General features: G+C 57.5%; 8 protein-coding genes, 1 pseudogene and 1 riboswitch. Of the genes and pseudogenes, 2 read left to right on the forward strand and 7 right to left on the reverse strand.

Annotated elements, in window-relative coordinates; translation table 11 throughout:
• Nucleotides 1-191 precede the first annotated feature (191 nt).
• The 7 genes from ACTH3D_RS10650 to ACTH3D_RS10680 form a co-directional block, all read right to left on the reverse strand.
• Nucleotides 192-1718, reverse strand: coding sequence for an aldehyde dehydrogenase (locus tag ACTH3D_RS10650; RefSeq protein WP_441667066.1), 1527 nt, complete (start codon nucleotides 1716-1718; stop codon nucleotides 192-194).
• Complete coding sequence (locus ACTH3D_RS10655) at nucleotides 1715-3058, reverse strand: Zn-dependent hydrolase (protein ID WP_441667068.1); 1344 nt, start codon at nucleotides 3056-3058, stop codon at nucleotides 1715-1717. The genes ACTH3D_RS10650 and ACTH3D_RS10655 overlap by 4 nt, the downstream gene beginning before the upstream one ends.
• Nucleotides 3059-3235: 177 nt before the next feature.
• Nucleotides 3236-4966: a thiamine pyrophosphate-binding protein gene (locus ACTH3D_RS10660; RefSeq protein ID WP_441667070.1), complete on the reverse strand. Its 1731-nt coding sequence runs from the start codon at nucleotides 4964-4966 to the stop codon at nucleotides 3236-3238.
• Between the two features lie 54 nt (nucleotides 4967-5020).
• Nucleotides 5021-5794 carry an aldolase/citrate lyase family protein gene (locus tag ACTH3D_RS10665; RefSeq protein ID WP_441667072.1) on the reverse strand — a complete coding sequence of 258 codons (774 nt, stop codon included), beginning with the start codon at nucleotides 5792-5794 and terminating at the stop codon, nucleotides 5021-5023.
• A 30-nt stretch (nucleotides 5795-5824) separates the two neighbouring features.
• Nucleotides 5825-7114, reverse strand: coding sequence for a TRAP transporter large permease (locus tag ACTH3D_RS10670; protein ID WP_441667074.1), 1290 nt, complete (start codon nucleotides 7112-7114; stop codon nucleotides 5825-5827).
• A complete protein-coding gene (locus ACTH3D_RS10675) occupies nucleotides 7111-7677 on the reverse strand; it encodes a TRAP transporter small permease (protein ID WP_441667076.1) in 567 nt (188 codons plus the stop codon). Before ACTH3D_RS10675 ends, ACTH3D_RS10670 begins: the two co-directional genes overlap by 4 nt.
• 2 nt (nucleotides 7678-7679) lie before the next feature.
• Nucleotides 7680-8657, reverse strand: a complete 978-nt coding sequence (locus ACTH3D_RS10680; RefSeq protein WP_441667078.1) for a TRAP transporter substrate-binding protein — start codon at nucleotides 8655-8657, stop codon at nucleotides 7680-7682.
• A gap of 292 nt (nucleotides 8658-8949) precedes the next feature.
• On the opposite strand from ACTH3D_RS10680, the pseudogene ACTH3D_RS10685 reads away from it, so the two are divergent.
• A pseudogene (locus ACTH3D_RS10685) lies at nucleotides 8950-9084 on the forward strand (helix-turn-helix domain-containing protein); the annotation flags it as partial.
• Between the two features lie 93 nt (nucleotides 9085-9177).
• Nucleotides 9178-9314: riboswitch (TPP riboswitch) on the forward strand.
• Between the two features lie 84 nt (nucleotides 9315-9398).
• A complete protein-coding gene (gene thiC / locus ACTH3D_RS10690; RefSeq protein WP_441667080.1) occupies nucleotides 9399-11324 on the forward strand; it encodes a phosphomethylpyrimidine synthase ThiC in 1926 nt (641 codons plus the stop codon).
• Nucleotides 11325-11393: the final 69 nt, after the last annotated feature.

Below are 11393 nucleotides of genomic sequence, written 5' to 3' on the forward strand. Positions count from 1 at the left end.
TACAGTCATGCTAAATCAGGCAGACCTCCATCAGCAATTGTTAACGCCCCCTAGTGGAGAAGCACCAAGTACGGCTAGTGATATCGTTGATCCAGATGCTGCGTCGTGAGGCATCTTTTGCAGTTTGTTGACGCGCCCCTCGGTGCCGCTGCCATCCTATAGAGTCTCATCGGTGGCGGCGGCACATTGGCTCAGTAGTCGAGGTTGATCCAGGTGGTTTTAAGATCAGAGTACTTGTCCAGCGCGTGAAGTGATTTATCACGCCCGAAGCCGGACTGCTTGACGCCACCGAAGGGCACGCTGATATCGCCATCGGCGTAGCAGTTGACCCATACCAGCCCTGCCTTCAGTCGACGTGAGACACGGTGAGCGCGAGCTAAGTCTCGCGTCCACAGACCAGCACCTAGCCCATAGATAGAGTCATTGGCCAGTTCGATGGCCTGCTCCTCGCCGCTGAAACGGGTCACGCCCAGTACTGGGCCGAAGATTTCTTCGCGCATCACGGTGTTGTTCTGGTCACCCTCCACGATGGTTGGTTCCAGATACCAGCCGCCGGATGTGGCATCGCTGGGCGCAATCGCCTGCCCGCCCTGATGTAGCGTCATGCCCTCTGAGCATGCTGTTTTGACAAAGCCGAGTACCTTCTCGTGGTGATCCGCGCTGACCAGTGCGCCCATGCGCGTGGACGGGTCGAGCGGATCGCCAGCCGGCATGGCACGGGCGCAGGCGATCAGGCGTGGTATGAAGTCGTCGAAGATAGCCTCATCAACATACAAGCGGGAGCCCGCGATGCAGACTTCACCCTGATTGATGAAGATGGCGTCTGCGGCGGCGCGTGCGGCCATGTCTAGGTCCGGGCAGTCGGCGAACACGATATGCGGTGACTTGCCGCCGCACTCTAACCATACGCGCTTGAGATTGGAGTCACTGGCGTAACGCATGAAGCGCTTGCCGGTGGCAGTGGAGCCGGTGAAGGCCAGCACATCGACGTCCATGTGCAGACCAAGCGCCTGGCCCGCCACTGCACCCAGTCCAGGCGTGACGTTGAAAACACCGGCCGGAATACCGGCTTCATTGGCTAGTGCTGCCAGGCGTAGCGCACTCAAGCTTGAGGATTCGGCCGGCTTGAGTACTACGCTATTACCCAGTGCCAGTGCGGGAGCGAACTTCCAGGAGGCGATCATCAGTGGAAAGTTCCACGGCACCACCGCCGCGACCACGCCTAGTGATTCACGGGTGATAGTGGTATGAACGTTCTCGCCGGTCGGTGCAATCTCGTCGTACTGTTTGTCGATGGCCTCGGCGTACCAGGCGACAGAACGTGAGGTCTCCGCCAGGTCGAAGCCTAGGCTGTCGCCGATCGGCTTGCCCATTTCTAGCGTCTGCAGCAGCGCCAGCTCTTCGGCATTCTCGCTGATCAGCTGCGAGAAGCGCTGCATCACGACCTTGCGTGACTGTGGTGACTGGCGTGACCATACGCCAGAATCAAAGGCACGACGCGCAGCCATCACAGCGCGGTCAATATCTTGCTCGGTGCAGGCGGTGATGTGGGCCAGGATTTCACCGGTCGCCGGGTTGTAAGCTGGGAAGGTGTTGCAGTCGGTGCTTTCGGTATATGAACCATCAATGAAGGCACGGGTCTCGAAAGTCAGCGCTGCCGCGCGCTGTTGCCAGTCGGCATGGGTCAGCGGGGCGGATGCTGCAGTGGTTGCGCTCATTGAGCGTTCTCCTCGGTATTGTTGAGGTTGGTGCTCACAATACCGGCGCGCTTGAGCATTGCCAGCAGCAGCACGTTGGCACCATCCTCGAGATCGGAAGGTTCTGCGTTTTCGCTCTCGTTGTGGCTGATGCCGTCTTCGCAGGGCACAAAGATCATTGCTGCCGGGTTGATACCAGCTATCTGCACGGCATCGTGGCCAGCACCGGTTTCTATGTCGCGGAAGCTGAGTTCCAGTTCACGGCTGGCACTGCGCACCATCTCAACCAGCTCCGGTGCGAAAGGCGTCGGCGGGATGTATTGCAGTTCGATCAGTTCGACGTCAATGAGCTGCTTGTCACTCTGATTGGCGGTGTGATGCTTAAGGCACAGCGCCTTGAGTTGGTCGTGCATCTTAGCGAGCACGGCCGGTTCTAGGTGACGGAGGTCGACGCTGAACCGCACCTGCCCCGGAATTACGTTGCGCGAATTGGGGTGCACATTGAATTCGCCACAGGTAACGCGACCATTGGGCTGGTAGTCATCAGCCAGGGTCAGGATATCGCTGACCAGTGCGCAGGCGGTCTTTAGGGCATCGCGACGGTAGGGCATCGGCGTCGGGCCGGCATGGGCTTCCTGGCCGCTGACTACTACGTCGAACCAGTGCAGACCCAGCGAGCCCGTGACGGCGCCAATGGTGATCTCTTCCTGCTCCAGCACTGGGCCTTGTTCGATATGCGCTTCGAAGTAAGCGCCGAAGCCATGGCTGCCCACCGGCACGTCGCCGGCATAGCCTGTACGCGCCAGCGAGGCGGCTACGCTGTCGCCATCTCGATCGGTGGCGGCTAATGCTTTCTCCAGCGTGATCAGGCCAGCGTGAACGCCGGAACCCATCATCACTGGCACGAAGCGGCTGCCTTCCTCATTGGTCCAGATTACCACTTCCAGTGGTGCTTCTGTCTCGATGCCGCGTTCATGCAGCACACGCATGACTTCGAGTCCGGCGAGCACACCGTAGCAACCGTCAAACTTGCCGCCAGTGGGCTGGGTGTCGATATGGCTGCCGGTAGCGACGGGCGGCAGGCTGTCATTTCGGCCTGGGCGGCGGGCGAAGATATTGCCGATCTCGTCGACGCGCAACGTCAGTCCCGCAGCTTCCAGCCAACCGGTGACCAACTCGCGGCCTGCGCGGTCTTCCTCGGTCAGTGCCAGGCGGCAGTTGCCACCCTTGGGAGTGGCGCCGATCTTGGCCAGCGTCATCAGCGCGTCCCATAGGCGCTCTCCATCGACGCGTAGGGCGAGGCTATCTAGAATCTGTTGGGTCTGCTCGGCGCTGATGGAATGTGAAGTAGTCGTGGGCATGGTGTTGTATGACTCCTGTCTCCGCTCTGTGGCGGCATGGTTCAACTTTCTAGGCTCTGAAATCTGGGTTCTAACTCCTGAGCCTTGGGCTGGGTGGCGGGGCTATACGTAATAACCGATGGCCCAGACGCAGTTCCCGCTACCCGAAGGCAACGGGAAGGTGGGCGTCTATGTGGCTTATTCAACCGCCTCACGCTGGAGGGCCTTTTCACGAATACTGCTCAATAGCTCGCCTGGAGCTATGCCGTTCGGATCATAACGCAGCTCGATCAAGGCTGGCAGGCGCTCTCGATCGGCAAACTCTAGTGCGCGCTTGAAACTTTCCTCGAAGTCTTCGTTCTTCTCTACCACCTGGCCAAGGCCGCCATAGGCAGTGACCAGTCCCGCGAAATCTGGGTTGGTAAAGGATAGGGCAATCTCGCGTCCCGGAAAGTCGTTTTCCTGGTGGGCACGAATGGTGCCCCACATGCCGTTATTGAACACCAGTACCACGATGCCGAGCCGGTACTGTAACGCCACACCTAGTTCCTGCAGGTTCATCTGGAAGCAGCCATCACCGGCGTAGCAGACGGCAGGGCGTTCTGGGAACTCCAGTTTGCTAGAAATAATAGCCGGCAGACCATATCCCATGGAGCCGACGGTTGGAGTCAAAGAACTGCCTAAACCGCGGAAGCGCACGTAGCGGTGGGGGTAGAGCGCATAGTTGCCAGCGCCAACGCTGATGCAGCCCTTGCCATCGAGAATGCGATCGACGGTTAAGCTGATCTTGTCTAGGCTCAGTGGGCCCGGTGACGGCTGTTCTTTGAGCGTGTCTAGATAGGCTGCGCGGGCTTCATGTGTTAGCTCAGACCAGTTCGGTGCGCTATCTGGCGTTAAGTGAGAGAGCGCCAGCGCAAAGCCGTTAACGTCGGTGTTGATGGCAAGCGTCGGCTGATAAACGCGACCCAGCTCTTCCGGGTCGGCGTAGACGTGTACTAGCTTTTGGGTTGGTACTGGCGATTGAATCCAGCTGTAGCCTTCACTGGTGGCCTCGCCGATACGAGTGCCGACGGCGATAACAAGATCACTGTTTATCAACTGCTGACGTAATGCCGCATGCATGCCCATGCCGACATGACCGGCAAACTGGGGTAATTCGGCATCAACACATTCCAGGCGACGCCAGGCGACGCCGGTAGGAATGTCGAAACGCTTGGCAAAATCTTCCAATGCGATCTGACCCTCTCGGGTCCAGCCGCTGCCACCGACCAGTAGGAACGGACGTTCGGCGGTCGCGAGCAGGCGCTTCAGCTCATCCAGCTGGGGCTGCCCCGGGTAGGTGGCCAGGCGCGGGTGCGGTTTGACGTCCGCTACCTGCGCTTCGCCCCATAAGGTGTCTTCCGGCAATGCCAGCACCACTGGGCCCGGACGGCCGCTGCGCGCAACTTGATAGGCACGTGCGATGTACTCTGGGATGCGCGAGGTGTCATCGATCTGCGCAACCCACTTGGTCATCTCGCCGAACATGCGACGATAATCGATTTCTTGAAAGGCTTCGCGCTCGATGAAGTTGTTGCCGACTTGACCAATGAACAGGATCATCGGTGTGGAGTCTTGATAAGCGGTGTGCACGGCGATAGAGGCGTTAGTGGCCCCAGGACCACGCGTGACGAAGCATATGCCTGGCTCGTTGGTCAGCTTGCCGTAAGCCTCAGCCATATAGCCTGCACCACTTTCCTGGCGGCAAACGATGGGATCGATAGCGCCTTTATGCTCATTAAGGGCATCGATACATGGCAGGTAGCTTTCGCCGGGCACCAGGAACACTCGCTTGGTGCCATGTAAGCGAATCTGGTCGACGAGAATCTGACCGCCATTACGTATTGGTAGGGGGGTGTTAGTTACAGGAGTGTTCGCGGCCTGAGTCATGGAAGTACTCTCATAGTGTTGCGTAAGGTGAAATAGATAACGAGTGACGAATCGCTAGCAGTGCTGTGTGTGACTGTTGAAGCACATTAGGTCATAGAGCGATTCGAGTTGTTCGGGGTGGATGACACAACGAGCGTGCAACCCCTGTTGGTTGGCCCAGTGCTGATCGGTGCCCAGGCCATGTTTCCAGCGCCAAGGGCCATCAATGGCCAGCCGTTGATGTGTTTTACAGGCCGTGGCCAGGCGTTGGCGCCACGGTTTGAGTGCCTCAGTGATGGTAGAGGCGGGCAGCTCTGGCCTCAGGCCCAGGTCAGTGGCCAGGTCCCCAGTGCCGATCAACGCTCCCAGCAAGCGTGATGTGTCAGCGCCTGGCGCGAGCAGCGTGTCCGCATTCAAGAGACCTATCTGGCTTTCCAGGGTCGCGATGCTGCGGAGGCTGGCCTTGGGCAGGGCATGCTGTCGCTCTTGCTCGGCGAGCGCTTCATCTAGTGCCGCTAGTTGCGCGCGTTGCTCGACGCTAGGTAGGAAAACGGCTGCGGGCGTACCCGTTACGTCTCCCTGGGCACTTTGTATTAATGCGGCCAGTTCAGTGAGACCACTGTGATCTAGCAAGTTGAGGCGCACGGCAGGCCACAGATTGAGTGCGCGAGCACGCCTGGCGAACTCGGCGAAATGACTAATGGCAAGCGCGCGACCAGCGGCTGGGGTGAACTCTTCGAGATCTACCACAATGGCATCTGCACCAGAGGTGAGTGCTGATTGCAGACGGGGAGCGTCGTTACCCGGCACAAACAGCCAGCGCTGAGGAGGGGTACTGCGCCCTGGCACGGGTTCTCGTGAGTTTAGAAGAACCATGATTTAGCCCTCCATCAGGTTAGGCAGAAACAGTACGAGTTCCGGAATGAAGGTAATCAGCATCAGGACGATCAACATCGCACCCAGCATCAGACCCAGCGGACGCAGCGAGTCGCTGACATTGATACCGGCAATACGACAGGCGGCCATTAAGTCGATGCCCAGTGGTGGCGTGTTAGCACCGATGGCCAAATTAACGGTCAGCAGCACTCCGAAGTGCACCGGACTGATGCCATATTGCGACAGCAGTGGCATCACGATGGGGGTTACGATGATGATAATCGCCACGCTTTCCATGAACGAGCCGAGCGCCAGCAGTACCGCGGTAAGCAGCAGTAGTACGCTGGTGCGGCTGTCAGTGAACTCGCCAATTAATTGTGCGATGGCCTGCGGTACCTGCTCATAAGTTAGGCCCCAGGCAAACATGCCGGCGGCACCGATGATTAGCAGGATGGCGCCGGTGGTTTCAGCGGTAGCCTTGATGCTATTCAGAAAGCCTTGCCAGGTGAGGCTACGATAGACACAGGTGCCGATAATGATGGCGTAAAGAATCGCGGAAGCGGCGGCTTCGGTGGGTGTGAAGACCCCGAAGCGGATGCCGCCGATAATCATCACGGGCACCATCAGGGCGGGTAGGGCGCTCAGCAGAGCTCGGCGGCGCTCGCCGGGTACGCGGGCGGCAACACCCCCTGACCAGCCATGCTTGCGCGACATGTAGAGGGCGACGCCGACGAGCGCGGCGGTCAGCATCAGGCCGGGGATGATGCCACCCATAAACAGCTGGCCCACCGAGGTGTTGGAGGTGGTGCCGTAGACGATCATCACTATGCTGGGCGGAATCACGGTGCCGATAGAACTGGCTGTTCCGACCAGCGCACTGCTGAAACCCTTGTCATAGCCGTTGCGGGCCATGGTGGGCAGCAACATGCTGCCGATGGCGATCACGTCCGCTACGCCTGATCCTGACAGTGCACCAAACATCATGCAGGCGAGTACGGCGACCACGGCCAGGCCACCACGAATGTCACCGACCATCGCCATGCAGAGGCGCACTAAGCGTTCGGTCAGGCCGGCACGGTTCATTAATTGGGCGGCGAGTACGAACAGCGGGATCGCCAACAGAGTGAAGCTTTCCATCCCGGCCACAAACTGCTGTGCCGAGACCATCATTGGTGCAGCACCGAACGCTAGCAGATAAAAGAGAGCTGATAACAGTAGGGCGAAGGCAATGGGAATATCGATAAGAATGCCGAGCGCGAATACACCGAGTAGAGCCAAGGCACCGAGTGTCATAAGGCATCTCCTTGGTGAGGTGGCAGTGAGTCAAAGTTGCCATGGGCGGCCGGCGCAGGCGTCAGCAGGTGCTCAAGCTGAACTAGGGCCATGGCGGTGCAACACAGCGGTACGGACAGGTAGACGATGCCGGCCGGAATCTGCAGTGCGGTCGTGGTCTGGCGCATGGTGATGCTGGTCAGATCCATGCCTGCCTTGGCTAGCAACAGCAGCATGATTAGGATGGTGGCGTCAGTAATGCGGCCTGTGATGCGCTGAATTTTGGGTGAGCGAACCAGTAGCGGTAGCAGTCCTGCGCTCAGATGACTACGGTTGCGTGTGCAAGACACGGCGGCTAGCAATGTCGTCCATACCAGCACCAGCTGCGGCAGTTCTTCCGCCCAGTGTGGTGGCTGGCCCATCACCCAGCGCATGAAGACAGTCCAGATCACCAGTGCCGAGAGCACGGTCACTCCGCTGGCTGCCAGGGCCAAACAGCCCCGGCAACTCCAACGTGAGAGAGTGATCATCAAGGTGCGCATGGAGGACAGTGCTGCGAACGGATTGATGGAGGGAGAGGTCATCGTTACTCGCCTTTTCGGTAGTACTCGACAAGGCTCATCAACTCAGGCTCGAAGACGTCGGAATATTCTGCCCACACATCTTGTACCTGCGCAGTGAAGGGCGCGGTATCAACTTCATTGACATTCATGCCCGCGTCTTCCAGCTTGGCAATCAGCTCAGCATCATCTTGCTGAGTCATCTCGCGCTGCTTATCACGCCACTCGTCGGCACTCTTCTGAACGGCCGCTTGATCACCCTCGGAGAGCTGGTTCCAAGTGAATGTAGAAACCGTTAGGCAGGCCGGCGCCCATACGTGGCCGGTCAGTGAGACGTAATCTTGTACCTCGTTGAACGAAGAGGAGTGAATGATGGAAAGCGGATTTTCCTGGGCATCGAACACACCCTGCTGCAAGGCGGAATACAGCTCGCCGAATGACAGCGGTGCTGGGCTGGCACCCAGCGCTGTGAAGGTATCTAGACGCATTTTGTCTGGTGTGACACGAATCTTGAGGCCGGAGAGGTCTTCTGGTGAGGTTATCGGGCCTCGGTTGTTGGTGACATGGCGAAAACCGTTTTCCCACCACGACAGAATTTTCATGTTGTGCTCGTCGGCGATTTCCTCGAGTGCACTGCCCAGCTTGCCATCGTAGGCGGCGTAGGCGTGCTCACGGTTCGGCCAGGAGTAAGGGAGCTCGACAATGCCAAAGCGGGCATCTAAGGGCTGAAATGAGCCACAGCCGATCACGCCAGCCGGCACGCTACCGATCTGCATACCTTCGACGACGGTTTTTTCGTTGCCGAGTTGGCCACTGGGAAAGACCTGGAAGTTGACACGGCCATCAGTGGCCTCAGCGACATCCTTGGCAAAACCTTCCGCAGCGATGTTCCAGCTGTGAGTGGGAGCCAGTACGTGTCCCAGCTTGATATCTTGGGCCTGAGTGGTACTTACTTGCAGACTAGCTAGAGCTACAATGATTGAGCTTAACAGTGTGGGTTTCATCGGGAACACCTCGTGGACATTGTTATCGTTGTGGCAGGGTATGGTTCTATACGCCAAGTCCAAGGGTGTGTTTTGAACGTGTATTTTGGTAGTTTTTAATTTTTATCCTTAGTATTAATCTATCTTATTCTGGTGTCTGTTATGGCCGAGCAATTCGCTCAGCCATTTTCACTTACCGGTTTCACTTACCAAATTGCCCGTAAAGCATCGCCCATTCGGGCGGTGATATAAGGGCGCACCGCAACGCGGTTCTTGTGTTGAAATATTAGCCTGCACCTGATAAAAATACAGTATAAAAAAGCGCGCCTACAAAGAACGATTCTATCCCACGCCTGAGCAGGCTGAGCTTCTGGCCAAGTCGTTCGGCTGCGTACGTTTTGTATGGAACTATACCCTCGCGTTTCGCACCGAGGCATATCAGCACCGAGGAATATCAGCACCGAGGCGAGTCAATATCGCACTCAGCAGTGGAAAAGAGCAGCGGTTGCCAACTCACTGTGTCATGGCTTAATGTGGTTCCTCTTGCTTGACGGGGTGCCGGTAATTCCGGCTGAGACTGCGCAATGGCAGCGCTGACCCGTTGAACCTGATCCGGCTAATTTCTCTGTCATTTCGACGGAGAAGGGTACCGGCGTAGGGATCAAGCACTGGTGCATTTCTGACCGTGGATGGACTTCCGCGCGTCTTTACTATCCAACCAGTCTCCCACGCCCCCTGGCCACTACCAAGGGAGCTTTTTGCATGTCTTCAGTGATTTCCACACCGTCTTTGACGTCGCATTTTCTCGCCGAAACTGCGATGGTCGACGATGCAGCGATTCAGCCGCTTCCCGGCTCAAGAAAAGTTTATGTCGAAGGCTCGCGCTCAGATATTCGCGTGCCGTTTCGTGAAATCTCTCTCTCGCCAACTCAAACCACCGACGTGCCTGAGGAAAATCCACCGTTGCTGGTATACGATACCTCTGGGCCGTACAGCGATCCCCGCGTGAAGCCGGATTTGCGTCGTGGGCTTGCCGAACTTCGTCGCACCTGGATTGAGGAGCGCGATGATACCGAATTTCTCGATGGTCCTACCTCGGATTACGGCCACCGTCGAGCCAACGACCCCATGCTCGCGCCGCTGCGCTTTGATCTGGCGCGCACGCCGCGCCGCGCCAAGAGGGGGAAAAACGTCACCCAGCTGCACTACGCCCGCAAAGGAATCATTACTCCGGAGATGGAGTTTATCGCCATCCGCGAAAATCAGCGGCGTCAGGCCTTTTCAGCTGAATATGCGGGCAGCGGAGAGGTCGAGGCGATTTTAGGTCGCCAGCATGCGGGACACAGTTTTGGTGCCAATCTGCCTGAAGAAATCACCCCGGAGTTTGTCCGCGCTGAAGTCGCCGCCGGCCGCGCGATCATCCCATGCAATATCAACCACCCGGAAACCGAGCCGATGATTATCGGCCGTAACTTTTTGGTCAAGATCAACGGCAATTTAGGCAACTCGGCAGTAACGTCTTCCATAGAAGAAGAGGTCGACAAGATGACCTGGGGCATTCGCTGGGGCTCGGATACCGTCATGGACTTATCTACCGGTCAGAACATTCACGAAACCCGCGAATGGATTATCCGAAACGCGCCGGTGCCCATCGGTACTGTGCCGATCTATCAGGCGTTGGAGAAGGTCAAAGGTGTGGCAGAAAATCTTACCTGGGAGGTGTTTCGCGACACTCTGATCGAGCAGGCTGAGCAGGGCGTGGACTATTTCACTATCCATGCTGGCGTGCGCTTGCGCTATGTGCCGCTGACCGCCAAACGGGTCACTGGAATCGTCTCTCGAGGCGGCTCGATCATGGCCAAGTGGTGCCTTTTCCATCACCAGGAAAGTTTCCTCTATACCCACTTCGAAGAAATTTGCGAAATCTGCAAACAGTATGATGTGGCATTTTCGTTGGGTGACGGCTTGCGCCCAGGCTCGGTGGCTGATGCTAATGACGAGGCTCAGTTTGCCGAACTAGAGACTCTGGGCGAGCTGACACGTATTGCTTGGAAACATGATGTTCAGGTGATGATCGAAGGCCCTGGCCATGTGCCTATGCATTTGATCAAGGAGAACATGGACAAGCAACTCGAAGAGTGCGATGAGGCGCCATTCTATACTCTGGGGCCGCTAACTACCGATATTGCCCCAGGCTACGACCACATTACCTCAGGGATAGGCGCGGCTATGATCGGTTGGTATGGCTGCGCGATGCTTTGCTACGTTACACCCAAGGAGCACCTGGGCCTGCCTAACAAAGACGACGTTAAAACTGGGATTATCACCTACAAAATAGCCGCCCACGCGGCAGATTTGGCGAAGGGGCACCCAGCGTCCCAGCGTCGCGACAACGCATTATCCAAGGCGCGCTTTGAGTTCCGGTGGGAAGATCAATTCAATCTAGGCCTGGACCCAGACACCGCGAGGGAGTTTCACGATGAGACCCTGCCCAAGGACTCTGCTAAAGTAGCGCACTTTTGCTCCATGTGCGGGCCGAAATTTTGCTCGATGAAAATTAGCCAGGAAGTTCGTGAATACGCTGCAGCTAATGGGCTTGATGGCGATCGAGAAGCCGTGATGGTGGGTATGGACGAACAAGCGAAGAGGTTCCGTGCAGAGGGCGCTGAACTGTACCAAGAAGTTTAGGCCTTACCAAATTGCCCTTATAGCATCGCTTATTCGGGCGGTGCTATAAGGGCGCACCGCAACGCGGTG

The organism is Halomonas sp., from assembly GCF_052095765.1.
Classification (GTDB): Bacteria; Pseudomonadota; Gammaproteobacteria; order Pseudomonadales; family Halomonadaceae; genus Halomonas.

Bases quoted from the DNA above. Each gene is read 5' to 3' on its own strand.
- ACTH3D_RS10650 (WP_441667066.1), bottom strand. From the start codon at position 1,718: ATGAGCGCAACCACTGCAGCATCCGCCCCGCTGACCCATGCCGACTGG.
- ACTH3D_RS10655 (WP_441667068.1), bottom strand. From the start codon at position 3,058: ATGCCCACGACTACTTCACATTCCATCAGCGCCGAGCAGACCCAACAG.
- ACTH3D_RS10660 (WP_441667070.1), bottom strand. From the start codon at position 4,966: ATGACTCAGGCCGCGAACACTCCTGTAACTAACACCCCCCTACCAATA.
- ACTH3D_RS10670 (WP_441667074.1), bottom strand. From the start codon at position 7,114: ATGACACTCGGTGCCTTGGCTCTACTCGGTGTATTCGCGCTCGGCATT.
- ACTH3D_RS10675 (WP_441667076.1), bottom strand. From the start codon at position 7,677: ATGACCTCTCCCTCCATCAATCCGTTCGCAGCACTGTCCTCCATGCGC.
- ACTH3D_RS10680 (WP_441667078.1), bottom strand. From the start codon at position 8,657: ATGAAACCCACACTGTTAAGCTCAATCATTGTAGCTCTAGCTAGTCTG.
- thiC (WP_441667080.1), top strand. From the start codon at position 9,399: ATGTCTTCAGTGATTTCCACACCGTCTTTGACGTCGCATTTTCTCGCC.